Genomic DNA, 26,664 nt, shown 5'->3' on the forward strand with positions numbered 1-26,664 from the left:
TTCCTTCGCCCGCATCACCATGGGCAGTTTTTGCAAACTGCTTTCCCAATGGGAGTAATACGGGATTTCCACGTTCCGCTTACTGAAGTACATCGGCTTAGGTGCCTGCTATCGACCGGGAGGCGTATGGGTCACGAATGCGTAGTCGAAAGACGCAATTCCCACCTCCATTACCGTTTTGGTTCGAGCGTATCAGCCATTTCCGCTCGTTCAACTTAACGATCGTTACGCAGATTCACATGTGTTCACCATACCGATTATCTAGCCCTTGTCCGGCTATGGCTGCCAGAAGGGTACGCCTCTCACGATTGATACCCCGCACCTTGCGGTGCCTCGTTACATTGTCGAAGGCGCTCTTTATTCAGCCTTCTAGATTCACCCGGTGACACGGGTGGTTCCCGCAGGGGGGAACAACTTCATTAAGCGACTTCGTGTCGCACTTCCACCCAATTATTGCAAATCGGTAGATTGCCATCATCCAGATAGCGGCTTAAAGCTGGCCAACGCTTCAGAGTGTAATTGATGGCCTTGGCGGTTGGAGAACTCGATGGCACCGTCAGTTGATGCTGGTTGAGCCATTCATACAGTTGTTGCATCACCGGTTGACTATGCTGTTGTCGGTATTCGCGGCGCTGTTCTGCTGTACCATCGGTCTTTCTCCTGAGTTCTGCTTCTATGGCATACAGTTTCTGAATCAGCACTAAGGCCTGTTCAGCGACCTGACTTTTCTTGGTCACATGCAGTTCATGGAATTTACGACGAGCATGCGCCATGCAGCCCACCTCAATGACTTGGCCTGATTTAAAGCGTGCTTTATAACCACTGTAATCATCACAGACCAGATGGCCCTGCCAGTCTTTCAGGAACGCTTCAGCATGCTGGCCTGAACGACTATCCTGAAAGTCATAAATCACGGCTTGAATTGGATTATATTGGGTTGTTGCATAGGCCCAGACATAACCTTTCTTCGGTTTTTTCTCATCATCACTCATCCGCATGATGGTGACCGGCGTTTCATCAGCATGGATCACCCGCTGTTGCAGCACCACCTCTTTTAAAGCATTGGCCAGAGGTTCCAGTTCTACACCGCAGCGACCTATCCAGTCAGATAAAGTTGATCTAGAAAGCTCGATTCCCGCCCGCTGATAGATCAGACGTTGACGGTACAGCGGTAAATGATCTGCGTATTTCGAGACCAACACATGGCTAAGCAGTTCAGGACTGGCAATGCCTTTATCAATCACATAGGCGGGCATCGCTTGCTGAGTCAGGGTGTCACACTGATCACAGACCCATTTGCCACGCACATGCTGTTCCTTATAGAACTGTGCCGGTCTGAAATGCAGTTTTTCACTGATATCTTCGCCGATACGACGTAACTGGCAGCCACAACTGCATTGGGTTGATGCAGGTTCATGCTCAATACGGATGGTGTGTAGATGATCGGGTAGCAGTCGACGTTTAGGTTTATTGGTTTTGGCTTTCTGTGTCGCTGCATCGGTTTTATCTGCATTTAATCGTTCTAATTCCAGATCAACAGCAGCAATATCTTCTTCAACCGCTTCATCCCATAGGTGGATTTGTTTTGCAGTGAGATGTTCGTTTTTACTGCCGAATTTGTGCTTTTTAAACAGCGCCAGTTCATGCTCGTATTTTTGATTGAGAATGGAAAGATGCTGAACTTTGGCATCTAATTGCTGGTTTGATTGTGCTAGAGACTGATGCTGCAGCGCCAACTGTCTGGTAAATTCCAGCAGTTGTTCATGGGTCAGTTGGCTTAAGTCAGGCAGCGTATTCATGACCGCAGTATGCCTGAGGTCATGAGAAGAATGAAATAGAACGTTTGGAGAATAGCAACTTGGACCAAGCTAGTTTAGAGCATTGTGACCACTTGCTGTCGTCCAATGCGCTGCCAAGGCAAACCCTGGATCAGTGCCTGTAACTGTTCTGGGCTGAGGGCTACGCTTTCACCCTGGTGAACTTTAGCCCAGTGAAATTTTCCCTGTTCCAACCGCCGAGCACACAGCCAGATCCCCAGTCCATCATGTACCAGCACTTTCATGCGATGGCCACGTTTATTACAGAACAGGTAAGCACAATGCGGTTTGATGTAGCCAAAGGCTCTCACCACCTGAGCCATGGCCGTATCCATACCTGCACGCATGTCCATGGGCTGAGTAGACAACCAGATTTCATCGATACGGATCATGTTGTAAGTGCCTTGAGTAATTCTGCTAAAGCAGATATTTCTGATACTTGCCATTTCAAGCCAATTTCTGCTTTTGAGTGGGGTAAAGTAATTTGAACCGTTAACATGCCAGTAGGGATAGGATCTAATGGTGCGGAGCAAGATAAGGCAATAAATGCAGGTTTATTCGGTAGTAGTGAGCGATCATTCCCTGGCTTAGCATCAATTAAGCGAATCCATTTGGATACAAGATTTGTATTCAATCCATGTTGCAAAGCGACCGAAGCAATTGAAACCTCCGATGCTTTACACGCCTGAACGATCTGCTGTTTAAATTCAGCACTATATGTTCTTCGTTTTATCGTAAGAGATGCGATGGATGTCTGGTTATTTGTAGTCATAAATTTAAGTTCCCACTTGTTTTTAAGTGAGGACTAAATTAAGGCTTATAGGACGAATTCATAAGGTGTGTTCAGCGGACGCTTACCTTAAAAGCATAACGTTCAATATTTAAATGATTTGATTATCTTTGAAGATAGGAAAAAGCCCAGCAAAAAGCAATAAAAAAGCCCACCGAAGTGAGCTTTTGATGTTGCAAACCTTAGTTTGCTGTTTTGTTGTATTTCACATCTGAAGATGAAGGCTGTTTCACCACTTGATCAGACGTATTGGCTTTTACACCGCCACCGAGGGTTTTATACACTTCAACTTGGTTGTTTAAGTTTGCTTGTTCAAGCAATAACAAACCTTGTTCCGCCGAGTACGATGTACGTTGTGCATCAAGTACAGTGAGGTAGTTATCGATACCTGCACGGAAGCGGGCCGTTGAAAGCTTATAGGTGGTGTTGGTTGCATCTACCAGACGACGTTGCGCTGCTAGACGGTCACCAATATTTTCACGTACTGCCAAGGCATCATTCACTTCGCGGAAAGCGGTTTGAATGGTTTTTTCATAATCTGACAACGCAATTTTTTGGTCAGTTTCTGAAATCTTCACATTGGCACGACGTGTGCCCCAGTCAAAGATTGGAATATCTAAGCTTGGGCCAAGTGACCATACAAAGGCACCTGATTTAAACAAATCGCTTAAATCTGTCGATGCATAACCGGCTGTACCCGTTAAGCTGATGGTTGGGTACAACTGTGCTTTTGCCGCACCAATGTTGGCACCCGCAGCAGACAATTGGTATTCCGCAGCGCGGACATCAGGACGGTTATTTAACAAGTCGCTTGGTAAGCCTGCTGTCAACGCCGTACTTTGAGTAATGCGTTTCACAGGTTGAGGAGACAATAAGTTTGCAGGAACAGGCTGACCCACCAACAGGTTGAGTAAGTTCTGTGCTTGTGCAAGTTGAGTCTTGTAGTTCGCAACGTCATTACGAGCAGTTTCAACCGAAATTTGCGATTGACGTACAGGGACTTCGCTGTCGATACCGACATCAAAACGTTTTTTGTTTAGATTGTAAGACTCAAGCTGCGCTTTTAAGGTTTGGTCTGCCAGTTTTAAATTGGCATTAGCAAACGAATAGCTCAGCCATGCTTGCGCAACCTGACCAATCAACGAAATTTGTGTTGCATCACGTGCACTTTGAGTTGCCAAATAGCTGTCTAAAGCATTGTCTTTTAAGCTACGAACACGACCCCAAAAGTCTAACTCATACGCAGTTACGCCAAGGCCAACATTATAGGTTGTCATGGGTTTGTTGCTGCTGAGTGTATCTTGGCGAAGCACACTACCACTTGCACCAATGGTTGGCAGTTGGTTGTTTTCGCTAATTTGATACGCTTGCTGAGCACGTTGAATATTTAAAGTCGCCGTACGGAGGTCACGGTTATTGGCTAGTGCTAACTCGATGACTTGGACTAAACGCTGATCAGCAAAAAAGTCTTTATAGCCTTGTTCTGCAACAGATGGACCTGTCGTTGAACCAATATATCCTGTTGGGATATCCGCTTGAGCGACGGGTTCTGGACCACGCATGCTTTGACATGCAGTCAAAGCAAGCGCAAGTGCAGATACCGCAATGCTACGACCTGAAATAGACCATACTTTTTGCATCACGATGTTTGCTCCTGATTGTTTTGTTTCTTAGGTTTGTATTTGAAAATACTACGAATCCAAACAAAGAATACTGGAATGAAGAAAATACCCAACAGTGTAGAACTAATTACACCACCAAGGACACCAAAGCCTACCGAGTGTTGGCTACCTGCACCTGCACCTGTTGAAAGGGCAAGCGGAAGGACACCAAAACCGAAAGCAAGGGTGGTCATGATAATTGGGCGTAAACGCATTTTTGCAGCATGAAGGGTTGCATCAAACAAGTCTTCACCTTGTTCTTGCAACTCTTTTGCAAACTCTACGATCAAGATTGCATTTTTCGCAGAAAGACCAATCACGGCAACAATTGCGACTTGGAAGTAGATGTTAAATGACAGATTTGGATCGCCTTTGATGATCATACCTAACCACGTTAAAGTAAATGCACCAATAATACCAAGTGGTACAACCAGCAATACTGAAACAGGGATAGACCAACTTTCATACAATGCGGCAAGACATAAGAAGACGATAAGCATTGAAAGAACAAGCAGCGGAGCTGTTTGATTGCCCGAATCACGTTCTTCTAAAGATAAACCCGTCCATTCATAGTCGAAACCATCTAAGCCCATAGATGGTAACTTGCCAATGATTTCTTCCATCGCGAGCATTGCATCACCCGAACTAACGCCTGGTGCTGGAGTACCTTGGATGTTAGCCGAAGCAATACCGTTATAGCGCTCTAGACGAGGTGAACCATAAGTCCATTCACCCGATGCAAATGCAGAGAAAGGAACCATCGTACCTACGTTGTTACGTACATACCATTTGTTTAGGTCTTCCGGCATCATACGTGTATTTGAGTCGCCTTGAACATAAACTTTTTTCACACGACCACGGTCAACGAAGTCATTGATATAAGAACCGCCCCACGCCATGTTCATGGTTGAATTAATATCGGCAATACTTACACCCATTGCTCCTGCTTGCGCTTGATCAATGTTGATTTGATATTGCGGAGTATCTTCTTGACCATTTGGACGAACACCAGCAAGACGTTTGTCTTGTGCAGCCATGCCTAACACAGCATTACGTGCTGCAATCAGTTTATCGTGACCTTGACCACTAGCATCTTTTAACTGGATGTCAAAACCTGAAGAAACACCTAATTCTGGCATTGCAGGTAATTGCAATGGCATGATGTAAGAGGCGTCTTTCACAATCATATTCAATGCCATACCACGTTGGATGATGGCACCAATTTGCGACTCAGGTGTCGTACGCTCACTCCAGTCCTTCAATTTGATAAATGCAAGACCAGCATTTTGGCCAACCCCTGTGAATGAGAAACCAGAAACAGTAAAGATAGACTCTACATGTTCTTTTTCTTTATTCATGAAATAGTCTGTCATTGTGGTGATGACTTTATCGGTACGTTCAAGGCTCGCACTTGGTGGAAGCTGAACTAAAGTCATGACGACGCCTTGGTCTTCATCTGGTAAGAATGAAGAAGGTAAGGCTTTATACAGACCGAATAAACCTGCAAGCACCAGTAGATAAACCACACCAGAGAATATTTTATGGTGCGTCATGCGGTTGACACCGCCTTGGTATTTCACGGCAACTTTTTCAAAGCTACTGTTAAACCAACGGAAGAATCGCGCAAAAATATTATTACTTTCTGGCTTGTTTGCATCATGTTGTTTTAACAAGGTTGCACACAGGGCAGGGGTGAAGGTTAATGCCACGATCAGTGACAAAATCATTGCGGTAACAAGCGTAATCGAGAACTGACGGTAAATAACACCTGTTGTCCCCGCAAAGAATGCCATCGGTACGAATACTGCGGTTAACACGCTCGTAATACCGACCAAGGCACCAGAAATCTGTTTCATGGACTTTTCAGTTGCCGCTACAGGGTCAAGATGTTCTTCGACCATGACACGTTCTACGTTTTCCACCACGACAATTGCGTCATCAACCAATAAACCAATCGCTAAGACCATCGCAAACATGGTGAGCGTGTTGATTGAGAAACCGAAGATGTTAATGACAGCAAATGTGCCCAATACAACCACTGGAACAGCCAATGTTGGAATAATTGTGGCACGCCAATTCTGTAAGAACAGGAACATCACAATAAAGACCAAAATGATCGCTTCAATTAAGGTTTTAACAACACTCTTAATCGAAAGTTCAATAAACGGTGTGGTGTCATAAGCCAGTTGATCTTTTAAACCATTTGGGTAGTTTTTACGAAGTTCACTGAGGCGCTTTTCTACAGCCGCTGCTGTATCTAGTGCATTTGCACCAGTTGCCAGTTTAATCGCAACACCGCCAGCAGCCTTACCATTAAATTTAGAGTCGAACTGATAGTTATCTGACCCGAGTTCAACACGCGCAACATCACTCAAACGGACTTGAGCACCAGAAGATGTATTTTTTAGAAATATATTCTTAAATTGTTCAGGTGTTTGCAACATACTTTGCGCATTGACAGTCGCATTCAGCACTTGACCTTGTACAGAAGGTGCACCGCCTAACTGACCTACAGCCACTTGAGCGTTTTGAGCACGAATTGCAGCAGCAATGTCACTTGGTGTCACTTGCAAACTGTTCATTTTCGCTGGATCTAGCCAAATACGCATCGCATATTGACCACCAAAGACTTGAAGTTCACCAACACCTGCAACACGGCTCAGCGGTTCAGAGATGTTTGAGTTTACATAGTCATTAATGTCCGCCCCAGAAAGACTTCCATCTGGAGAGTAAAATGCAAGTACTTGCATAAAACTTGCGCCAGACTTGGTGACTTTTACACCTTGACGTTGTACATCTTCAGGTAAAAGTGCCGTTGCCGATTGTAGTTTGTTCTGTACTTGAACTTGAGCAATATCAGGATCGATGCCTTGTTCAAAGTTTAAGTTAATAGATGCTTGACCGTTACCCGCACTGTTTGAAGAGATATAACGTAGACCATCCAGACCATTCATTTGTTGTTCAATGATCTGAGTGACTGTGTTTTCAACAGTCTGTGCAGAAGCACCTGGATAAGTTGCAGCAATTGTCACCACTGGTGGTGCAATTGTTGGATATTGAGCAACAGGCATTGTAGTTAGCGAAAGAACCCCCGCCAACATAACCACCAGTGCAATCACCCAAGCAAAAATAGGGCGATGAATGAAAAATTGAGCCATATTCGTCTACCCCTTATGTATTTGAAGTAGCTTTTTGTTCAGTTTTTGCACCAGCTTCTGTCTTTTTAGCATCCGTTGTTGGAGCTTGAGGTGCTGCTGCTTTAGGTTGATACGGTTTCGCAACAACTTTCTGTTCAGCTTTAACTTTTGCTATTCCGTCAACAATAACTTTTTCACCTGTTTTAAGGCCTTCAGTCACAATCCAGTCTTGGCCTTGAATACCAACTGTGGTGATTTGACGAGGCTCTACTACGCCTTTGTCATTCACAATCATTGCCATCGCTTGACCTGTTGGTGTGCGAGTCACCGCAATTTGCGGCACTAACATCGCATTCGGGATTACGCCTTGAACGATTTGTGCATTGGCAAACATACCAGGAAGCAATAAGTGATTCGGGTTCGGGAACACCGCACGAATCGTCACAGTTCCTGTATCTGGATTGACACTAGCATCAGAGAACGCTAAGCGGCCTTCGATTGGATAGTCACTGCCATCTTCAAGTTTCAGCTTCACACGCGTGTTGTTACTGCTGTCTAAGCTACCTTTACTCAATTGTTGACGTAAACGAAGAAGTTCAGAGCTTGATTGGTTGATATCAACATAGATCGGGTCTAAACGTTGAATCGTCACCAATGGCTCTGTTTGGTTTGCAGTCACCAAAGCACCAGCAGTAACTGTAGAGCGGTTGGTTTGACCTGAAATTGGAGAGCGGATGGTTGAGTAACCTAAGTCCACTTCAGCATTTTTAACTTGAGCACGTGCTGCTGCCACTTGTGCTTCAGCGACATTTACTTGACCCACTAAGTCGTCATAGTCTTGCTTCGCAACAGCGTTGCTTGAAACCAGTTGCTGATAACGATTCAATTTGGTTCTGAGTGTGCTTAAATTCGCTTCTTGTTGTAATAATGCTGCTTTGGCATTATCAAATGTTGCGCGGTTAGTACGAGAGTCAAGTTCATAAAGTGCCTGGCCTTCACGTACATAACTGCCTTCCGCAAACAAACGTTTTAGAATGATTCCACTCGTTTGTGGGCGAACTTCAGAGATTTCAAATGCCGTGGTTCTGCCAGATAACTCTACAGATTGTTCTACATTTTGCGGTTGTGCAACAATGACACCGACTTCAGTAGGTGGCATTTGTTGAGAAGCGCCAGCTTGCTGCGCATCCTTTGGATCTTTGCTACAACCAACAAGTGCAATACTCGTTGCTAATGCGCAAGCGGTAAGGGCTGGGGCCCAAAGCTTTGCCGATATCATTGTTCCACCTCGATTAGATTCTTATCTAAAAATAATGTGTATTTAATTGGGTATATCTGCCACACAAGATGTAAAGCAGTGAAATCCAGATAATACTAATGCTCCAACCTGCGAGAACGTCGGATGGGAAGTGTACTCCAAGATAGACTCTTGAAATTCCCATCATCAGCATCCATAAAATAGCAATGCATACAACATAACGATGTGCAGGAAATGGTCGACTTAAGAAAATGGCAAGACACGCCAAAGTGGCAGCATACATACTGTGCGCACTCGGAAAGGAAGCACCATAGCTCGTCACTAGGTGAAACATTTCTGGTGGGCGTGGTCTTGAAATTAGAAATTTAAGTAGCCAAGCAGAAGCAATACTTCCAACAACGCCTAAACCAATAAAAACAACATCTCTATACTTTTTATACCATGCACGATGGAAACACCATAGAGTGGTTAGAAATAATACAAACGGCATGCCACCGAGTGCTGATAAAAGTATTGCAAGTTTATCTATAGGCTCAGTTCTTAATGTGCTGAAATATTCGACCATCGCCAGATCTAAATCTGTAAGTGGTTGAATGCTTAGGGCTAATACACTGATTATAAATAAAATAATACCGATAAAAAGCAACAAGTAATGCATGCTGGAACTCGTGTCATTTCAACCGATTTAAGCGCGGTTATTTACTGGGTTAAAGTGTACTCATCAGTACACTTTAATTCAAGTGTTGATTAATCATGTATAAAATTTTGTTTACAGTGTAACAAGAGCTCAAAATCGGTACAAAATCATTTTGTATGGTGTTTTGTATTGTTCGAACTCTCCTCAACTTCAAGAGGTACTTTCGGTGGCCAAAAGAAGTCACTTGGTCGCGTTAGAAAATGGGTTAAAACCAATTTTGCTAACGGTTTCCACTGTTCAAAACGGACCCGACGTGCGCGTAAAGCCACAATAATCGTGAGGGTAAAACTGACAAATAAGTTCGTCAGACCAATAGCGAGTACCCCAAGGAAAGATACAATAATCAAGCCAATTTCAGGGCTACCATTAATATTCATCAGGCCTTGAATGAAGTTTGCTGAAGCAAAGGCAATATGGCGAATATCTAGGGGTAAACCCAAAATATAACCAATGGTTCCCATACTTCCTAACATAATCCCGAACAGAAAATTACCCGCCAACGCACCTAAGTTGCGTTCTATATAGCCTGCAAATTTATCGAGTCGTTCTTGCCCCATGATGGTTTTGAGACGAGGGTGTGCTTTTAAGCGAGGGCCAACTTTGCGATAAACCGCCATATTGTCAAAATAACCCGCCAGCAGACCTGACAAAAACAAACAGACACCCGCAATGGCGGCGTGCGGAATAGCCAAAGAGGTAAAAGGGTTTAAGTCATGTAAGACTTTCGCCGCTTTTGCATGGTTGAGTAGTGGTTCATGCATGCCAGTTGCCCATGCCCATGCAATAAAGGCTGCAACGGGTATGGCAATCGAGATATTTCCCAAAATAGCAATGAACTGGGTACGGATAATATTGATAATCAATGCTGCTAATTCAGCAATTTGCGCGGTTTTAGAACCTTTGCGGTGTTGTACTGTTGCTGCAAGGGCTGCAGCAGTCATCGCGGGTTGTTTGGTCGCTACAGTAAAGTGCAAGACATGAATCAGCATAAAACCTAGTGAGTAATTCATACTGTAAATAAAGGCTTGCATGAGCGGCGCCATGATCATTCGTGCAGACAAGATTTTTAGAGTCGCCATGGTTGCAATGATGACACCTGCACCCGCTGCGGACTTATACATGGCTAAAAAGCCTTGTTTGTCTGTACTTACATAGTGTTCGCCCGTTTTACTGGCATTTTCAGTCACCTGCAAAGCAATCAATTCACTATTGGTCGTCAGTAAAGAGCGCACACTCCGTTCACTATAAATCGCAGCGGTAATGTCGACCAAGAGCAGGCTCACTGCTTCATAGTGTGCTTCACCTTCTTCTACAATTAAATTGAGCAATAGTTCGACACGGTCTAAGCATTGCTCAAGTAAGGAAATCAGATAGGTTAAACTGACACTAACCCCAATACGTTTGGTCGCACGGCGAATTTTCAATACCACATCACGACACTGTTCAATCATGACCAGTGCTTGAGAGGCGTCGGGTGGGGCAACCACACTCGAGGTTTCAGCTTCTTGATGTGCCTTTTTATACTGTTGAATGAATTCGACAATTTCGCGGTTCTGCACTAAAAAAGGCGATTCATATTCGGTCAGCTCAGGATGCGCATTAATAAACTCTGGATATAAACCAATACCACTAATCCGATAAGACAGCACCGTAATGGCTTTAATCACTTCACTGCGAATTTTGACTTTTTCTTTTTGATTGGCATGCCCGTGATTGATCAGGTTCAGTAGTTGTAGCCAGTCACTGTCTCGGATGTTATCGAGCCAATATTTATCACTTCGGTTGGGGAAAACGCGACGGACTAAATCTTGCAGTTGAGTTTCGTCATTAATCAGTGGGAGAAAATGTGCCCCTAAACGCTGCGACAATTGATTCCAAAACCCATCTAAAGACAAGATACCTGTGTCAGCATAAAGACTGGTTTGTTTATATTGGGAAATAAGCCGCAGCACAAAGCTTTGTAAGGTCGATGCGGCATCGGGTGTGATGAGTAATGCTTGAATGAGTGCTTGTAATTTTTGATGGATTTCATCGGTTTGATACGCATCTATTGGACGAATACGCTCCACCAACTCAATTAAAAGTTGATCATTTAAAACAGCTTGAGGTTGCTCAAGCTGTTGCTGCATTTGAGAAAAAAGATCATTAAATTTTATATGCATAGGCAAGTTAAAAACATTTTAAAGCATCATTTGTTATTGAATTCGATGTAAAGCCAGTTGGGTTAAATTGACCAGTGCTTGACGATATTGGCTGTCAGGTAAAGCCTGTAAGGCTTGAAGTGCGGCTTCGGTTTCTTCATGCGCCCGTTGTCGACAGTAATCTAGTGCGCCAGAACTGTTTACGATAGCAATGACTTGATCAAGATCTGTTGTTCCACCTGTCGCAATACTTCGACGAACAATGTCATGTTCTTCACCCGTTGTATTTTTCAATGCTGAGATTAACGGCAAAGTCGGTTTACCTTCCATTAAATCATCGCCAATATTTTTACCTAATGTTTCAGCATCTGAGGTGTAATCTAAAATATCATCAATGATTTGAAAGGCATTGCCAAAGTGGCCTGCAAATAAACGTAGTGGTTCACGGTACTGCGGTGTCCCAGAAAGAATGGCAGCCCCTTCAGTTGCCAGTTCAAATAAACGTGACGTTTTACCGTGAATAATATCTAAATACGTTTGTTCTGTGGTTTCAGGTTGGTGCTGTGCTTGAAGTTGTAGCACTTCACCTTCGGCAATTTCACAAGTCCCTGTAGAAAAATCTTTGAGTAAGGTCATATCACCGAGATCGACCAATAAATCAAAGGCACGTGAAATTAGAAAGTCACCCACCAGTACAGCGGTCTGATTGTTCCAAGTCGCGTTGGCCGTTGGGCGACCACGTCGTAAGCCAGATTCATCGACCACATCATCATGGACTAAAGTTGCGGTATGCAGCATTTCAATGATGGCAGCAAGTTTACGTTGGCGTTCAAGGTCTTCTGCACCACAGGCTTTGGCGGCCAATAAACACATAATGGGACGCATGCGTTTACCACCTGCTTCAACCACATGTTTACTCACCGCCATGACCAATGCCACTTTAGAGGTAATGCCTTCATTAATAAATGTGTCCATCGTGGCAAAGTCTTGAGCTACAGGGGCGAGAATATCTTGCTTAAAGTCGATGGTCATTTGAAGAGCGGCCTCATCTATATAAAGTGATAAAAATCAGCATTACCAGTATTGTGTAAATATGGATACATGTCTAAATGATTCATTTCAATCATAAATAAGACTCACTAGCGTGCGAGGCTATATTTTACTAAAGACAGTTCCTTATTTCCCCAATGTATAAGCGTACTGCATTTGTAGGCTTATTTACATTTTAAAAAATCAATTCATCCATACTATAGCGGATTGATTTTAAAAATCTATTTCATTGTAAGCAAAGTCAAGCCAGAGTTGAACTGTAATTTGTTGATTGAGTTTTTCTCGATTATTAAATAATCGTTAATTTAGTCTAATAAGTTCGGCAAATCTCTTGTTGTTTGAGTCAATATCACTTAAAATCCTTGCCCTTGATTAACCCCAGTGGCGTTCGTATTAAGATCGATATCTTCCTTTATCGGCACGACGACACGGGCATGTTTGGAGTACATTATGTACGCAGTAATCCAAAGCGGTGGTAAACAGCACCGTGTTGTAGAGGGTGAAACCCTTAAAGTTGAATTGTTGAAAGCTGAAACTGGCGCAACTATTACGTTTGATGACGTATTAATGCTAGTAAATGGTGACAGCATTCAAATCGGTGCTCCAGTTGTTGCTGGCGCTACTGTAACTGCTGAAGTAGTTAGCCATGGTCGTCACGACAAAATCCGTATTGTAAAAATGCGTCGTCGTAAACACTACCGTAAACAACAAGGTCACCGTCAATGGTTCACTGAGTTGAAAATTACAGCTATTTCAGGCTAATCACGAGGAGTAATGAGACATGGCAACTAAAAAAGCCGGTGGTTCGACTAAGAACGGTCGTGATTCGAACCCTAAAATGCTTGGTGTTAAAATTTACGGTGGTCAATCTGTGACTGCTGGTAACATCATCGTTCGTCAACGTGGTACAGAATTCCACGCAGGTCAAAACGTTGGTATGGGCCGTGACCATACTTTGTTTGCAACCGCTGACGGCGTAGTAAAATTCGAAGTGAAAGGTCAGTTTGGCCGTCGCTACGTAACTGTTGAAGCGTAAGTTTTAATAGTAAAAAAACCCACAGTTTTGTGGGTTTTTTTTCGTCTATTCATATGGTTAGCTTATTTTTCTTGTGTTTTTAAATTTTGAAATAAAGCACTAAATACCAGTAAATGGTGATATACGTCACAAAAAAAGGAGCGTAATAATAGTGTAAAAGTAAAAGAAAGGCAGACAGACATGAACAGAATATTCACAAAAGTCTTGGAAAAATCCTGCTGCCATATGGTTGTTGTAAAACAAAACAGTCAAATTGAAAAAAAACCATATAATGAAAGAGACAGCGTTGTGTATTTCTCATAGATCAAACACTGAGAATAGCGGCGTTGTTACGAATCTAAGACTTACTCCGAAATTATTGTTGTTGAGTATTGTATTGGCCATGGGGAATGCTGCATGGGCAACCCAAGGGGATAATCATCAAGGACAGGGACAAGGGCACGAGTCACATGGGAATGGAAATGGGTATGGTCATGGGTCGCATGGCAACGGAGATGGTAACGGGTACGGAAATGGTAATGGGCATGGAAACGGCAACGGGCAGGGAAATGGTAACGATCATGGAAATGGCAACGGGCACGGAAATGGAAACGGTAATGGGCATGGAAACGGTAACGGGCAGGGAAATGGTAACGATCATGGAAATGGCAACGGGCACGGAAATGGAAACGGTAATGGGCATGGAAACGGTAACGGGCATGGAAATGGTAACGGCCATGGAAATGGTTCTGGAACTCAAGGACCACAAGGTCCAATGGGGCCAGAGGGTCCACAAGGTCCGCAGGGCCCACAAGGAGCGGATGGTACCAACGGCATTAGCCCAGAAGTAATGGCAGCAGCAGATACGAATATCTTGAATCAGGCACAAACCTATGTGAACCAAGTTGGGCAACAAACCCTCAATCAAGCAAATGCTTATACGGATAGTCGTGTAAATGCCTTGAACCGAGACATGCGAAAACTCGAAGATCGAACCTATGCAGCAGTAGCATCAAGTATTGCGATAGCATCTTTACCGCAACCGACAGATGCTGGCTACAATATGTTTAGTGCCGGCGTGGGTACATGGGAAGGTGAGCAAGGTTATGCTTTTGGTCTCAGCGGTGTGACTGAAAGTAACAAATATGTATACAAAGTAGCTGTAACAACCAATAGCGAAGGTAATTTCGGTGCAGGTGCAGCAATTGGTTGGCAATGGAAATGACAGTGATAATTCTTAACCTCAGTTAGAAAAGCCTCTGCATATTCAGAGGCTTTTCTATATCTAAAGAGCACATCTTATCTTCATCATGATGGATATTTCACAACATTAAGCACCAATAAATATACAAATTTTCTTATATTCTCAATTATTAGCCATAAAATTTGATTTAAGATAGCTCATCTAACAAATTGCGACTGCGCAAATTATAAAAGGTGAGATTATGAAAATGCTTCGTAAGACTTTATGTGCAATGACAGTAGGTGTAGTAACACTTGGCCCTGTTATGAGCAGTACAGTATTTGCAGCTCCGGTTGCAGCATCGGAGCAACAAGCGACGACGAGTTTAGTGAAACAGTTGAGTGGTATTCAAAGTATCAGTTCTAACTTTGAGCAAACCACCAAAGTCACAAATTCATCTAAAGCACCGAAGAAACAAGGTTTATCTGCTCAGCATATGAATCAGACCTTTAAAGGGGTGATGAAAGTTGAGCGTCCAGGGAAATTCTATTGGGAAACCACAAGCCCTGCAAAACAAACCATTGTGACTTCGGGCAAAACGGTTTGGATTTATGATCCAGACTTACAGCAAGCAGTTCGTCAGACTTTAGATGAACAGGTGGCGAATACCCCTGCACTATTATTGTCAGGGAATACGGAACAGATTCGTAAGGCATACCGTATTACGCAACCCAATCAGAGCAAAACCTACTATACCTTGTACCCAAAAAACAATGATGGTGCATTTCAAAGCTTAACGATCAGTTTTGGTGCGAAAAATGCGCCAACGCTAATGATCTTAGAGGATTCTTTGGGACAAACAACCTATGTGCGTTTTAATAACACCAAGGTAAATACCAATATTCCACCTTCAACCTTTAATTTTACTCCGCCTAAAGGCACAGACATTATTGACCAATAATATGAGTCTGTTGTTCAAAACCACCTTCGGGTGGTTTTTTATTGGATCACGTTCAGTTACATAACGTGGTGGGAAGTTATGGCTGTGCTTTGTATAGTCTGTGCTATTGAATACTTAACTGCGGGTAAATCATGATATTACTTCATAACAATAAAATTGGATCTGTCTTCGCAATGATGTTGTGCGCGGGATTGCTCAGCGCATGCCAGCCACAAAATGACATTAACGCTGCAAAAAGTGAAGAGACAACTAAACCAGCTCAAGTCTTAAAGACCTTACCACTGATTGAGGCGAAAGTTCGACCATTACAATTGGCGCGTTCTATTGCTTGTGATGAAGAAGGGTGCACCAAATACCAGTTGTACAGCTTGGACACCAATGTCCCATGGATCAATCAATATTTTGATGAGCGGATGAAAAAAGCCAATCCTGTGGCATTTGAAAGCTCGAAGCAAGCAAAGCCACAGATTGATGAAAACATGCTCAGTGAAACTTTGTCTGATGTCCGTTATGTGGCGCAGCGTGGCAAATATGCTGATTTTGTCTTGATGAATTATCACTACCCAGCGCGTGCCGCACATGGCATGTATCACAACGAATACATCACCTTAGATTTGGCAACGAAAAAACGGGTTGCGCTGAGTGACATTGTGGTGGATAAGACGGAGTCCCAATTATTAGATGCATTATATAGTGCCAATAGCATGTGGCTGTCCGATCATAATATTTCACGTGAGCAATTGAAGCTGACCGATAATTATTATATGAGTGCCAAAGGTGTGGTGTTCGTCTATCCCTTATATGAATTAGCGTCTTATGCAGAAGGGATGTCTGAATTGGTTTTACCGTATCAACAAGCCAGCGGCTTAATTAAGGCGGAATATTTGCCAAGTTTTGTCGATTATGCAGCTGAACGAGAAAAAGCGAGCAAAGAAAAGCTATGAAAATTGCTGTAATAAGCCACAGCTAGTGATAGCGTGACTGTATTTTTCGGCCTGAAGCGCTTACACTATAGCCAGTTTTTTTCTTTGCAAAAGATTGGCTATGATCGACCCGAAATTACTCAGAAATAATATTGAGGCTGTAAATTTAGCCTTAGCAAAACGTGGTGTACAACTGAATGTTGAAGAATGGGCATCACTAGAAGCTCGCCGTAAAGAGATTCAATCCAAAACTGAATCTCTTCAGGCTGAACGTAATTCGGGTGCAAAACAAGTTGGCCAAATTAAAAAAGCTGGTGGTAATGCATCTGAAATTATGACGCGTATGTCAGCGATTGGTGATGAAATCAAAGCGGCAGAAGTCGCTTTGTCTGAATTACAAGCTGAACTTGAAGCAAAATCACTCAGCATTCCAAACTTGCCAGATGAGTCTGTTCCTGAAGGAAAAGACGAAAGCGATAACGTGGAAATCCTCACATGGGGTACGCCGCGTACGTTTGACTTCGAAATTAAAGACCACACTGACTTAGGTGAGTGGATGGGCGGTCTTGAGTTTGAAACTGCGACCAAATTGACAGGTTCTCGTTTCAGTGTGCTCAAAGGACCACTTGCTCGTTTACAACGTGCGATTACACAGTTCATGTTGAATACACATACTTTGGAAAATGGTTATACCGAAGCTTATGTGCCATATTTAGTCAATGCTGACTCACTCCGTGGTACAGGCCAATTGCCTAAATTTGAAGAAGATTTATTCAAATTACAAGGTGAAAAAGAGTATTACCTCATTCCAACTGCGGAAGTGCCTGTAACCAACTTCGTGCGTGATGAAATCATTGATGCAGACCGTTTACCACTGAAATATGCAGCACATACGCCATGTTTCCGTAGTGAAGCAGGTTCATATGGTCGTGATACGCGTGGGTTGATTCGTCAACACCAATTCGACAAAGTTGAAATGGTGCAAATTGTTAAACCAGAAGACTCAATGCAAGCGCTTGAAGAGCTTACAGGTCATGCTGAAGGGATCTTGAAAGCACTTGGTTTGCCGTACCGTAAGATCATTCTTTGTGGTGGTGATATGGGCTTCGGTGCAACTAAAACTTACGATCTTGAAGTTTGGGTACCAAGTCAAAATACATACCGCGAAATATCTTCATGTTCAAACATGGGTGACTTCCAAGCGCGTCGTATGAAAGCACGCTACCGTGCAGACCAAAAGAAAACTGAATTTGTACATACGCTGAATGGTTCAGGTTTGGCTGTGGGCCGTACTTTACTTGCGGTCATGGAAAACTACCAACGTGCTGATGGTTCGATTGAAATTCCGACCGTGCTTCGTCCATATATGGGCGGCGCTGAGTACATTGACTAATAAAGTCGATGTACTGCACAGTTTTGTGCACAATAATTGCTTTAAGACAGTCAGATAAAACTCATTGAGGTCGTGTGTGGATATTTTTCCAATCTCTTTAAAGTTGCAACAGCAACCTTGTCTGATTGTCGGTGGTGGGCATATTGCTTACCGTAAGGCAGTGTTGTTACATAAAGCAGGAGCGGTGATTCATGTCATTGCTCCTGATATTGATGCAAATTTATTGCAACTGGTTGAAGAAAGCCAAGGGCAATATATCCAAGCGCTATATCCTGCGCAGATTCAACTCAATGACTATCGTTTAGTGATTGCTGCAACAGATGATTATGCGGTGAATACTCAAGTCTTTGAGGACTGTGAAGCGCTGAAAATACTGGTCAACAGTGTTGATGATCCACCGCATTGCCGTTTCATGGTTCCTGCTATTGTTGATCGTTCGCCTTTGGTGATTTCAGTGGCCAGCAATGGTACATCCCCCGTCTTATCTCGCCAAATTCGAACCCAGCTTGAAACCAGTATTCCACATGGCATGGGTAAGCTGGCTGAGTTTTCAGGAAAATGGCGTGCAGCGGTGAAAGCGAAGATTTCTAATCCTGATGAGCGCCGTGTTTTTTGGGAAGACTTATATGCAAGTCCCCTGAAAGAACAGGTTTTTCATGACAATCTTGTAGAAGCAGATCGTTTAATCGAGCAAGCGCTGTTGGAGTGGAAAACACCGAAAGGTGAGGTATATTTGGTTGGTGCAGGTCCAGGTGATCCTGAGTTGCTGACCCTCAAAGCATTGCGTTTGATGCAACAAGCCGATGTGGTGATTTATGATCGTTTGGTTTCTCCTGTGATTATGGAACTCTGCCGTCGCGATGCAACAAAAATTTATGTGGGTAAAGCCCGTTCTAACCATGCTGTACCGCAAGAAGGCATCAATGCCTTACTGGTGGAATATGCCTCAAAAGGTCAACGTGTTTGCCGTTTAAAAGGTGGTGATCCTTTCATCTTTGGTCGTGGTGGTGAAGAAATCCAAGAGCTTTTTGCTGCAGGTGTACCATTTCAAGTAGTGCCGGGGATTACTGCCGCATCGGGTTGTTCGGCTTATGCAGGCATTCCTTTGACACATCGCGATTATGCGCAAAGCGTGCGTTTCCTTACGGGGCATTTAAAAGAAGGTTCGCCTGAGTTACCGTGGGATGAGTTGGTCTATCAGAATCAAACGCTTGTGCTGTACATGGGCTTGGTTGGTTTAGAAAAAATTTGTGAAAAGTTAATTGAGCATGGGCAGCGCCCAGACATGCCCGTTGCTTTGATTTCGAAAGGTACCACGCCAGAACAAAAAGTGGTGGTCGGGACCTTAGCGGATATCGCATCAAAAGTTGAAGAAAATCATATTCAAGCGCCTACATTGACCATCATTGGTGATGTAGTAAGTTTGCGTGAACAATTACAGTGGCAAGATTAATTATTGCCATATTGAAAGAGTAGAGAAAAGCTGTGATCCATGTTGTTTTATACGAGCCCGAAATTCCTGCAAACACAGGCAATATCATTCGTTTATGTGCCAATACTGGAGCGCAGCTGCATTTGGTTAAGCCACTCGGCTTTGAACTGGATGATAAAAAACTCAAACGTGCAGGTTTGGACTACCACGAGTGGGCGCGCATGCAAATTTGGGAAACATTCGATGAGTGTTTAGCAAGTTTAGCTGAAAAAGGTGTCGATATAAACGCGATTTATCCTCTAACCACCAAAGGAACGGAAACGCCGCATACTTCGGATTTGAATCGCCCCGTGGCTTTACTCATGGGACCTGAGACGCGTGGTCTGCCTGAGCAGATTCGTATGCTGTTTCCAAAAGAGCATTGGATTCGTTTGCCCATGGCTGAAAACTCGCGCAGTTTGAACTTATCCAATGCGACAGCTGTGATTGTGTATGAAGCATGGCGTCAGCAGGGTTTTAAGCCTTTAGCCTAATCAAATTGCTATGATAGAGCCCGCTTAAGCGGGCTCTATTTTTTCTAGCTTTTGATCGAATCCAGCTCTGGATTTTAAAACTTTAAGCATATTGGCTTCGACCCAATCTTTCATTTGATAGGCATTTTGAGCAAAGTCTTTGCCAATCTCAGTTAACGCGTATTCCACGCGAATCACGTTATCTTCATGAATGGTTCGCGTCAAAAAACCATCGCGCTCTAAGATCTTTAATTTTTGTGACAGTACTTTAGGTGAAATACCTAAAACATTTTTCTTGAGCTCATTAAAGTGCTGTGACTCCTGATCCAGTGTATACACAATCAATAAAATCCACTTGTCTGCAAATTTTTCAAAAAAAAGACGAGCAGGACAATCTGGATGAAAAATATTAAATTTCATTGGCTTATTCATTTCTAACCATGCTCCTTTTACGTTCTATCTTCATTTGAAACAATCAATCAGACTAGTTACCAAGTGATAACTAATTGATACTAGGTTTCATAAGTGTATCATTAATACAGACTTAATGCAGTGCTGTCATCAGACTACGCTTTCGCAAGATACTGGCAATTGGATGGATCACATGATGAAAGTTTCAGAGGCTGTTGTTTTTATTACGGGTGCGAATCGTGGCTTAGGACTTGCCATCGCTCGGGAGGCACGTCGTCAGGGCGCTAAAAAGATCTATGTGGGTATGCGCCAGATTGGGAGTTTTCACGAAGAAGGGTTAATCCCGATTCAACTCGATGTGAATGATGAAGGGTCTATACAGCAGGCTGCCGAACAATGTGCAGATACCACGATTCTTGTGAATAACGCGGGCATTGCGCTTTTAAATGAGCATCCTGTCGATGCCAATATCATTGCGACTACGCAAAAGATTTTGGAAACCAATTTGTTGGGCTTGATGCGAGTGACGCAAATTTTTGCTCCGATCTTGCAAAAGAGCCAACAGGCTTATGTGGTCAATATTCTCTCGGATGTATCTTGGGAGCCAAGCACTGTTTTGACCAGTTATGCCATTTCCAAGGCAGCAGCATGGTCATATACCAACTCAAGTCGTCAGTGGTTGTCTCAATTTAATATTCAGGTCATGGGGGTGCATGTAGGTTTTATTGATACCGATCTGACTCGTTCATTACCTATTCCAAAGATTGCGTCAGAAACAGTAGCCCAAGAAATCTTTCAAGGCATCGAGCAAAATGCGTATGAAGTTTTGGTCGGTGAAAAGACCCAGCAGTTGAAGCAGGGTCTAAGCGCTGAAGTTGCAAGTTATTTGAAACTTAAGCCCGATCAGGCAAGTGTTTAAGATATTTCATACTGTTTATTTTTAATGGTTTACGTGGCACAGCATCATGATTGACGCAGCGATGCCAATCAACTAATTCAAAAGAGGAAACTAAAATGTCGAATATTTCAGTGGTTTTTTATTCAGGTTATGGTCATACCAAAGTGATTGCACAAACTTTTGCGCAAGGAATTGGTGCAAATCTGGTGGAGATTGACCCAAATGGAGACATTCCAGAGCAAGATTGGCTGACACTGGATCAATCTGATGCAATTGTATTTGGTGCACCAACTTATATGGGCACTGCGCCGTGGCAATTTAAAAAGTTTGCCGATGCATCTTCAAAAAAATGGTTTACTCGTGCATGGCAAGATAAAATTTTCGGTGGCTTTACCAATAGTGCAAGCTTAAATGGTGATAAGCAAGTGACCTTAATTCAACTACAAACACTAGCATCACAGCATGGCGGTATTTGGGTAAGCTTGGGCTTATTGCCTGCTAATAGTAAAGCGGCAACCCGTCAAGATGTAAATAATTTGGGTGGTTCTGTAGGCTTGTTGGTGCAATCACCATCGGATGCAAGTACGGATGAAATCCCAGCCGGGGATCTCGAAACCACAAAAGCCTATGCACAGCGTATTGCTAAAATGACTAAACCATTTAAGGGCTAGTTTTTTAGCTCTAGTTTAAAAAAGAAAAAGACGCACTTGGCGTCTTTTTCTTTTTGAATGAAAGATTAGAGCGGATCGTCAAATTCATTATGTTGTGGTGCAGGTTGCTTAAAGCCTTTGGTTTTATAACCTAAGTATAAAATACCAAACATTGCCCACCATAAACCGAATTTCAACGCGGTTTCTTCAATCTCTAGCCACATGGCAAAGATACTGAGGAATCCACACATTGGAATTATCACAAAGCTAAAGATATCTTTAATATTCTTTGTGCGGCCATCACGCAGTGCATATCTTGAAATCACCGATAAGTTTACAAAGGTAAATGCAGTTAATGCACCGAAGCTGATCATCGAAATAACGATGTCTAAGTCCATGAAGCCAGCGGTTAATGCTACAGCACCTACAATGAGAATGTTATAAGACGGTGTGAAGCTTTTCGGGCTAATATGACCAAAAATCTTCTTGTTAATCACGCCATCGCGGCCCATCACATACATTAAGCGTGAAACGCCTGCATGTGCCGAAATACCTGATGCCATAACAGTCACAATTGCAAAGTACAACACCACCGTTTTAAACGCAACGCCACCGACGGCTTGTAAAATGTCAGGCTGTGTTGCAGCAACATCTTCAAAGTAAGTCTTTGGATCGTTCGGGAAGTAAATCTGCATGAAGTAGGTGCTGATAATAAAGATCACACCAGCCAAGAGTGCCGTTAAGAAAATCGCTTTAGGTAGTGTTTTCTCGGTATCTTTTGTTTCTTCTGCCAGCGAGCTGAGCGAGTCAAAACCTGTGAATGAGAAGCACAGCAAAGTTGCACCTGTAATCAGGGCACCCAGTGAAGTAAGCTCATTCCAAAATGGCTCTAAACTCCATAACTGATATTTCGCATTGACCAAAGTACCATCTGCGTTGACGCCACCAGCAAGTAAGCTGTAAACCATCCACGTGAAGTAAGCAATCACACCTAACTGTACAAAAACGATCAAACCATTAAAGTTTGCAACGAAGCGTGCACCACGTAAGTTGACCGCGGTCATAAATGCAGTTAAACCAACCACCCAGACCCAATGGTTTACATCAGGGAATAAGGCTTCAAGGTAAATCACGGCAAGAATGATGTTGACCATTGGAGACAATAAATAGTCTAACCATGATGACCAACCGACCATAAATCCGACATTCGGATGGATGGACTTTTGCGCATAGGTATAGGCTGAACCCGAGGAAGGGTAGCGACGAATCATGTGACCATAACTGATCGACGTGAATAAAATTGCAATTAAAGCAATGATATATGACGTTGGCACATGATAATGACTTTCTTCTGATACTAAACCGAAAGTATCAAATAATGTCATTGGTTGAATATAAGCTAAACCAATAATAATGATGTGCCAGAGACCTAGCGTTTTTTGCAGTTTAGCTGCCGATTGAGTCCCAGAAATATTAGTCAACGGCGTTATCCTCTTAATCGTTGATCAAGGATCAGTCATGTTTAATAAGGATCGTTTGAGACGAACGATCCCCCCTGTGTTTAATTTCAAAAGTGCGCCAATCTACATTAATTTGGCCGCTTTTGTCAGTAACTTTTTCAGATTTTTTAGCAGTTTTTATGCCAATAGGTATAAGGAAAGTATTATTCCTTATGGCAAATAAAAGCCCGATGTTTAAAAAAGCATCAGGCTAAGATTGTCGCTATATTGGCTGATTTTTTATGAATTACCAAGCTTTTTCTAAAATTGCTTTTAAATCTTTTAAGCTGGCTTCTTTCGGATTATAAATGATCGAACCATCGTTGAGGGCCTTTTCTGCGACCTCATCCAGTTGTTCTAAGGTTACTTTTCCTGTTTCACTCAAGGTACGGGGTAACTTGGTTAGGGTAAATAAGCGATCACGCATGGTGAGTAATGTGCTGATGGCTTTGTCTGCACGTAAGTGGGCAGGAGTCTGCGCATAAATGTCTGGCCCTGCAAGCGGTAACAGGAGCTCTGCAATCTTGTCACCATTCACTTCCTTGTTAAATTCAAGCACATAAGGGAGGAACAGGTTCATGCATAGTCCATGCGGCAAGTGTGCAACTGCACCTAAGGCATGTCCAAGTGAGTGTACAAGGCCCACCATCGAGTTTGAAAATGCAATGCCAGCCATGGTCGAAGCTTGAGCCAATTCTAAGCGGCCGTTGGCATCGTTTGGATTATCCAGCACATTAAACAAGTGATTGCTGACTTTCTTAATTGCAGCTGTAGCATAGGCATCTGAAATTGGATTGTGTGCCATGCATGTATAGGCTTCGATGGCATGGGTCATGGCATCCATTGCGGTCATCGCAGTTAAGTGCGGTGGCAGGGTTTGGGTCATGCGTGGATCGAGAATCGCAGCATGCGGCATTAGATAGTACGATGCGAATGGCAGTTTGACATTTTTCTCTGGATCAGACACCACGGCAACCATGGTAACTTCAGACCCTGTACCTGATGTGGTTGGAATCACAAAAAAGGGTTTGAGTGGTTTAGGTAGGTTGTGTGCCCCAGAGTATTTGAGTAAGTCATCACCACCTTCAGATACCAAAATATTGGTGGCTTTCGAGGTGTCAATCACCGATCCGCCACCGACAGCAATAATCGCATCGCACTGATGTTCACGATATAAATTGGCCGCTTTACGTACTGTCTCTAAGCTTGAATCGGGTGGAACATCATCAAAAATTGCACCAATTACCGCATCGGTAGACTCAAATGCTGCTTCAATGGGTGCCAGTAAATTATTGGCACGTACACCTTTGTCGGTAATGATTAAAGGTCGGGTTGCCCCTAATGTTGCCAGTTCAAACGGAATGTGTTCTAAAGCAGCATGACCAGCGATCACTTTTACAGGACAGAAAAATTCGTAATAAGGCTTCGCCATGTTATGCACTCCGTTTTAAATATGATTGGGCTACTTTGAGATAAATATTTGCAGCACCAGTGAGTTTTTCTTTTAAGCCCAATTCAGTTGGGTATTCTTTGACGGCAAGTTCAGCGACCATTTTCGGTAAAATCAATGATTCCATTTTATTTAGACAGCGGACGAGGCGAATTGCATAGGAAATATCCCCATCTGCAATCATGCGGTCGTGTGCAAAAGCTTGTGCTGTACTTTCTTGAAATGAAAACACCAAAAAGGCGTGGCTTAGATGTTTAAAGGTGATGGTTAAATCTGCCTTTAAACTTCCTGGAGTGAGTAGTTCGAGTTGATGGTTTTCGGTCACTTTGGCTAAAAAAGCCGGGCCGTTTGGAAAAACATTCATCGATAAGGTGAAATTGGCTGGAAATTTTGCAACTTCTTGCTGAATTTCACTATCGACTTGGCTGGCCATGACCAATCCTCGGCCAATCACATCCATCATAAGTTTGACATAGGTCAATTGCAGAGCGGGTTTCACTGAATTTACGTTAATCACTCGCTGTTGTCCTTTCTAAAAATAATTATTAGTTTAGAGTAAATACTCTAATTTATTTTTCCATGAAAAGCAAAGCCTTTATATATGCTGTACTTGAACTTCTTTAAAGTAACCGCTGTGCTGTAAAGTTTCAATAATGTCGGCACATAAGTTTTCAAAGTGCGGGTAGTCTGGTTTGAGGTCTGAGATACGCACCATTTCTAAGCCCGCATAGCCGCATGGATTAATGGTGTGAAACCCAAATAAGTCACAATCAATATTTAAGGACAAACCGTGATAACTGCGGCCTTTACGAATTTTAAAACCCAATGAGCCAATCTTGCGTCCATCGACATACACGCCGGGTGCATCAGGTTTGGCATAGGCTTCAATCTCATATTTTTTGAGTAACTCAATCATTAGGTTTTCAGCATAAGACACCAAGGTGCGGACGTTCCAACCAAGTCGGTTGAGGTCAAACATAAAATAGGCAACCAACTGACCAGGACCATGCCAAGTGACTTGCCCCCCGCGATCCGTTTGTACCACGGGAATGTTGCTGCTCATGAGGATGTGTTCAGGTTTTCCAGCTTGACCTTGGGTGAGCACGTCATGATGTTGCAAAATCCAAAGTTCATCTGGTGTGTCTGCATCTCGTTGTTCAGTCAGTGCTTTCATTTCTACAAAGCGGTCAGCATATGAAGTTAAATTATCAAACTGGCGAATAATGAGTTGTGGTTTGAGAACGGCATCTGACACGGCACTTGCGTCCTTATAAAACAAAAAGTATGTCTGAAATTATAAAGAAAAGATCTAGAGCGTAGGAGGATTTCTTCTGTGAATAAGCTGAATTTAATAGATCAAAAATTTAGGCAAAAAAAACACGCTCGTAAGCGTGTTTCATTGATACATCATTTGAATTACAGCGCCGTTTTAATTAACGGACAAGCTGCAAGGTCTGCATACAGTTGATGAACTTGTTCTAATTCTTCAAAACGCAATTGGGCAGTTAAAGAATGGTATTTACCTGTGCGTGATGGTTGGACTTGGATCGATTCACCATCAAAATCAGGGAAATGTTTGACTAAAATTTCAACCACTGCAACATGTAACTCAGTGCTGGCAAAGCCTATGAGTTTGATCGGGTAGTCCATAGGGAATACCCAAAGATGTTCTTGTAATTCACGTGATGGTGTACGGTCTAACATAGTCATGAGCGTCAGTCCCCCTTATTTCAAACGCCTGCGAAACTGCAGGCGTTAGGTGTTGCTCTTAAATACTTAATGGAGA

24 protein-coding genes and 2 pseudogenes are annotated in these 26,664 nt (G+C 43.0%); 11 read left to right on the forward strand and 15 right to left on the reverse strand.

Translation table 11 applies throughout. The features are described from left to right. Window positions 1–440: 440 nt before the first annotated feature. The 9 genes and pseudogenes from tnpC to sdsA form a co-directional block, all read right to left on the reverse strand. Window positions 441–1,799 (reverse strand): annotated as a pseudogene (gene tnpC / locus AC4CU3_RS13230) (IS66 family transposase); the annotation flags it as partial. 74 nt (window positions 1,800–1,873) lie between these two features. Beyond that, entirely contained in the window at window positions 1,874–2,209 is a 336-nt protein-coding gene (gene tnpB, locus AC4CU3_RS13235) for an IS66 family insertion sequence element accessory protein TnpB (RefSeq protein ID WP_004642106.1), read from the reverse strand. Continuing rightward, the gene (tnpA, locus tag AC4CU3_RS13240) at window positions 2,206–2,589 is read right to left on the reverse strand and encodes an IS66-like element accessory protein TnpA (RefSeq protein WP_043974824.1); all 384 of its coding nucleotides are present in this window, start codon (window positions 2,587–2,589) and stop codon (window positions 2,206–2,208) included. Before tnpA ends, tnpB begins: the two co-directional genes overlap by 4 nt. Before the next feature lie 200 nt (window positions 2,590–2,789). After that, window positions 2,790–4,247, reverse strand: coding sequence for a multidrug efflux RND transporter AdeIJK outer membrane channel subunit AdeK (adeK, locus tag AC4CU3_RS13245; RefSeq protein WP_178928237.1), 1,458 nt, complete (start codon window positions 4,245–4,247; stop codon window positions 2,790–2,792). Next, a complete protein-coding gene (locus tag AC4CU3_RS13250; RefSeq protein WP_279043436.1) occupies window positions 4,247–7,426 on the reverse strand; it encodes an efflux RND transporter permease subunit in 3,180 nt (1,059 codons plus the stop codon). The genes adeK and AC4CU3_RS13250 overlap by 1 nt, the downstream gene beginning before the upstream one ends. Window positions 7,427–7,439: 13 nt before the next feature. Next, window positions 7,440–8,684 (reverse strand): efflux RND transporter periplasmic adaptor subunit, encoded by a 1,245-nt coding sequence (locus tag AC4CU3_RS13255; RefSeq protein ID WP_005400363.1) that lies wholly within the window; start codon window positions 8,682–8,684, stop codon window positions 7,440–7,442. A 25-nt stretch (window positions 8,685–8,709) separates the two neighbouring features. Then, window positions 8,710–9,321 carry a phosphatase PAP2 family protein gene (locus AC4CU3_RS13260; RefSeq protein ID WP_279043438.1) on the reverse strand — a complete coding sequence of 204 codons (612 nt, stop codon included), beginning with the start codon at window positions 9,319–9,321 and terminating at the stop codon, window positions 8,710–8,712. Between the two features lie 146 nt (window positions 9,322–9,467). After that, the gene (locus AC4CU3_RS13265; RefSeq protein WP_279043439.1) at window positions 9,468–11,522 is read right to left on the reverse strand and encodes a site-specific recombinase; all 2,055 of its coding nucleotides are present in this window, start codon (window positions 11,520–11,522) and stop codon (window positions 9,468–9,470) included. A 33-nt stretch (window positions 11,523–11,555) separates the two neighbouring features. Continuing rightward, a complete protein-coding gene (sdsA, locus tag AC4CU3_RS13270) occupies window positions 11,556–12,533 on the reverse strand; it encodes an All-trans-nonaprenyl-diphosphate synthase (RefSeq protein ID WP_078389125.1) in 978 nt (325 codons plus the stop codon). 468 nt (window positions 12,534–13,001) lie between these two features. Between sdsA and rplU the strand changes: the two genes are divergently transcribed. The 9 genes and pseudogenes from rplU (at window position 13,002) to AC4CU3_RS13315 (ending at window position 19,991) form a co-directional block, all read left to right on the forward strand. Then, entirely contained in the window at window positions 13,002–13,313 is a 312-nt protein-coding gene (gene rplU / locus AC4CU3_RS13275; protein WP_004695441.1) for a 50S ribosomal protein L21, read from the forward strand. Between the two features lie 19 nt (window positions 13,314–13,332). Continuing rightward, window positions 13,333–13,587 (forward strand): 50S ribosomal protein L27, encoded by a 255-nt coding sequence (gene rpmA, locus AC4CU3_RS13280; RefSeq protein ID WP_004695443.1) that lies wholly within the window; start codon window positions 13,333–13,335, stop codon window positions 13,585–13,587. Between the two features lie 382 nt (window positions 13,588–13,969). Continuing rightward, window positions 13,970–14,332 (forward strand): annotated as a pseudogene (locus AC4CU3_RS13285) (hypothetical protein); the annotation flags it as partial. A 9-nt stretch (window positions 14,333–14,341) separates the two neighbouring features. Beyond that, window positions 14,342–14,791, forward strand: coding sequence for a YadA-like family protein (locus AC4CU3_RS13290; RefSeq protein WP_279043443.1), 450 nt, complete (start codon window positions 14,342–14,344; stop codon window positions 14,789–14,791). A gap of 220 nt (window positions 14,792–15,011) precedes the next feature. Then, window positions 15,012–15,710 (forward strand): outer membrane lipoprotein periplasmic chaperone LolA, encoded by a 699-nt coding sequence (gene lolA, locus AC4CU3_RS13295; protein ID WP_151835884.1) that lies wholly within the window; start codon window positions 15,012–15,014, stop codon window positions 15,708–15,710. Window positions 15,711–15,883: 173 nt separating this feature from the next. Continuing rightward, window positions 15,884–16,654, forward strand: coding sequence for an RsiV family protein (locus AC4CU3_RS13300; RefSeq protein WP_490738292.1), 771 nt, complete (start codon window positions 15,884–15,886; stop codon window positions 16,652–16,654). Between the two features lie 100 nt (window positions 16,655–16,754). Beyond that, a complete protein-coding gene (serS, locus tag AC4CU3_RS13305) occupies window positions 16,755–18,026 on the forward strand; it encodes a serine--tRNA ligase (RefSeq protein ID WP_279043447.1) in 1,272 nt (423 codons plus the stop codon). A gap of 76 nt (window positions 18,027–18,102) precedes the next feature. Further along, a complete protein-coding gene (cysG, locus tag AC4CU3_RS13310) occupies window positions 18,103–19,479 on the forward strand; it encodes a siroheme synthase CysG (RefSeq protein ID WP_279043449.1) in 1,377 nt (458 codons plus the stop codon). Window positions 19,480–19,511: 32 nt separating this feature from the next. Next, a complete protein-coding gene (locus tag AC4CU3_RS13315) occupies window positions 19,512–19,991 on the forward strand; it encodes a tRNA (cytidine(34)-2'-O)-methyltransferase (RefSeq protein WP_279043451.1) in 480 nt (159 codons plus the stop codon). 24 nt (window positions 19,992–20,015) lie between these two features. Here AC4CU3_RS13315 and AC4CU3_RS13320 read toward each other — a convergent pair whose 3' ends face one another. Continuing rightward, window positions 20,016–20,402 (reverse strand): winged helix-turn-helix transcriptional regulator, encoded by a 387-nt coding sequence (locus AC4CU3_RS13320; protein ID WP_151835879.1) that lies wholly within the window; start codon window positions 20,400–20,402, stop codon window positions 20,016–20,018. A gap of 115 nt (window positions 20,403–20,517) precedes the next feature. Between AC4CU3_RS13320 and AC4CU3_RS13325 the strand changes: the two genes are divergently transcribed. Together AC4CU3_RS13325 and AC4CU3_RS13330 are read left to right on the forward strand one after the other, a co-directional pair. Beyond that, the gene (locus AC4CU3_RS13325) at window positions 20,518–21,300 is read left to right on the forward strand and encodes an SDR family NAD(P)-dependent oxidoreductase (RefSeq protein ID WP_279043453.1); all 783 of its coding nucleotides are present in this window, start codon (window positions 20,518–20,520) and stop codon (window positions 21,298–21,300) included. A 95-nt stretch (window positions 21,301–21,395) separates the two neighbouring features. Beyond that, window positions 21,396–21,950, forward strand: coding sequence for a flavodoxin family protein (locus tag AC4CU3_RS13330; RefSeq protein ID WP_279043455.1), 555 nt, complete (start codon window positions 21,396–21,398; stop codon window positions 21,948–21,950). Between the two features lie 65 nt (window positions 21,951–22,015). On the opposite strand, the gene AC4CU3_RS13335 is transcribed toward AC4CU3_RS13330, so the two are convergent. The 5 genes from AC4CU3_RS13335 to AC4CU3_RS13355 all read right to left on the reverse strand — a co-directional run bounded on the left by AC4CU3_RS13335 (window position 22,016) and on the right by AC4CU3_RS13355 (window position 26,582). After that, window positions 22,016–23,410 carry an APC family permease gene (locus tag AC4CU3_RS13335; RefSeq protein ID WP_004695470.1) on the reverse strand — a complete coding sequence of 465 codons (1,395 nt, stop codon included), beginning with the start codon at window positions 23,408–23,410 and terminating at the stop codon, window positions 22,016–22,018. Between the two features lie 265 nt (window positions 23,411–23,675). Then, window positions 23,676–24,860: an iron-containing alcohol dehydrogenase gene (locus AC4CU3_RS13340; protein ID WP_148825626.1), complete on the reverse strand. Its 1,185-nt coding sequence runs from the start codon at window positions 24,858–24,860 to the stop codon at window positions 23,676–23,678. Between the two features lies 1 nt (window position 24,861). After that, window positions 24,862–25,341 carry a hypothetical protein gene (locus AC4CU3_RS13345; RefSeq protein WP_216076700.1) on the reverse strand — a complete coding sequence of 160 codons (480 nt, stop codon included), beginning with the start codon at window positions 25,339–25,341 and terminating at the stop codon, window positions 24,862–24,864. 132 nt (window positions 25,342–25,473) lie between these two features. Then, complete coding sequence (gene lipB / locus AC4CU3_RS13350; RefSeq protein ID WP_010327322.1) at window positions 25,474–26,133, reverse strand: lipoyl(octanoyl) transferase LipB; 660 nt, start codon at window positions 26,131–26,133, stop codon at window positions 25,474–25,476. A 161-nt stretch (window positions 26,134–26,294) separates the two neighbouring features. Further along, the gene (locus tag AC4CU3_RS13355) at window positions 26,295–26,582 is read right to left on the reverse strand and encodes a YbeD family protein (RefSeq protein ID WP_039890011.1); all 288 of its coding nucleotides are present in this window, start codon (window positions 26,580–26,582) and stop codon (window positions 26,295–26,297) included. Window positions 26,583–26,664 lie beyond the last annotated feature (82 nt).

The sequence above is a fragment of the Acinetobacter sp. 802_lipA genome (assembly GCF_058242885.1).

Excerpts from the sequence above, each read along its gene's own strand:
- AC4CU3_RS13355 (WP_039890011.1), bottom strand. The coding sequence starts at position 26,582 with ATGTTAGACCGTACACCATCACGTGAATTACAAGAACATCTTTGGGTA.
- adeK (WP_178928237.1), bottom strand. The coding sequence starts at position 4,247 with ATGCAAAAAGTATGGTCTATTTCAGGTCGTAGCATTGCGGTATCTGCA.
- AC4CU3_RS13320 (WP_151835879.1), bottom strand. The coding sequence starts at position 20,402 with ATGAATAAGCCAATGAAATTTAATATTTTTCATCCAGATTGTCCTGCT.
- AC4CU3_RS13250 (WP_279043436.1), bottom strand. The coding sequence starts at position 7,426 with ATGGCTCAATTTTTCATTCATCGCCCTATTTTTGCTTGGGTGATTGCA.
- sdsA (WP_078389125.1), bottom strand. The coding sequence starts at position 12,533 with ATGACCATCGACTTTAAGCAAGATATTCTCGCCCCTGTAGCTCAAGAC.
- AC4CU3_RS13325 (WP_279043453.1), top strand. The coding sequence starts at position 20,518 with ATGCAGTGCTGTCATCAGACTACGCTTTCGCAAGATACTGGCAATTGG.
- AC4CU3_RS13290 (WP_279043443.1), top strand. The coding sequence starts at position 14,342 with ATGGGGCCAGAGGGTCCACAAGGTCCGCAGGGCCCACAAGGAGCGGAT.
- tnpB (WP_004642106.1), bottom strand. The coding sequence starts at position 2,209 with ATGATCCGTATCGATGAAATCTGGTTGTCTACTCAGCCCATGGACATG.
- AC4CU3_RS13340 (WP_148825626.1), bottom strand. The coding sequence starts at position 24,860 with ATGGCGAAGCCTTATTACGAATTTTTCTGTCCTGTAAAAGTGATCGCT.
- AC4CU3_RS13265 (WP_279043439.1), bottom strand. The coding sequence starts at position 11,522 with ATGCATATAAAATTTAATGATCTTTTTTCTCAAATGCAGCAACAGCTT.
- lolA (WP_151835884.1), top strand. The coding sequence starts at position 15,012 with ATGAAAATGCTTCGTAAGACTTTATGTGCAATGACAGTAGGTGTAGTA.
- rpmA (WP_004695443.1), top strand. The coding sequence starts at position 13,333 with ATGGCAACTAAAAAAGCCGGTGGTTCGACTAAGAACGGTCGTGATTCG.
- rplU (WP_004695441.1), top strand. The coding sequence starts at position 13,002 with ATGTACGCAGTAATCCAAAGCGGTGGTAAACAGCACCGTGTTGTAGAG.
- tnpA (WP_043974824.1), bottom strand. The coding sequence starts at position 2,589 with ATGACTACAAATAACCAGACATCCATCGCATCTCTTACGATAAAACGA.
- AC4CU3_RS13345 (WP_216076700.1), bottom strand. The coding sequence starts at position 25,341 with ATGATGGATGTGATTGGCCGAGGATTGGTCATGGCCAGCCAAGTCGAT.
- AC4CU3_RS13255 (WP_005400363.1), bottom strand. The coding sequence starts at position 8,684 with ATGATATCGGCAAAGCTTTGGGCCCCAGCCCTTACCGCTTGCGCATTA.
- serS (WP_279043447.1), top strand. The coding sequence starts at position 16,755 with ATGATCGACCCGAAATTACTCAGAAATAATATTGAGGCTGTAAATTTA.
- AC4CU3_RS13330 (WP_279043455.1), top strand. The coding sequence starts at position 21,396 with ATGTCGAATATTTCAGTGGTTTTTTATTCAGGTTATGGTCATACCAAA.
- AC4CU3_RS13260 (WP_279043438.1), bottom strand. The coding sequence starts at position 9,321 with ATGCATTACTTGTTGCTTTTTATCGGTATTATTTTATTTATAATCAGT.
- AC4CU3_RS13300 (WP_490738292.1), top strand. The coding sequence starts at position 15,884 with ATGATGTTGTGCGCGGGATTGCTCAGCGCATGCCAGCCACAAAATGAC.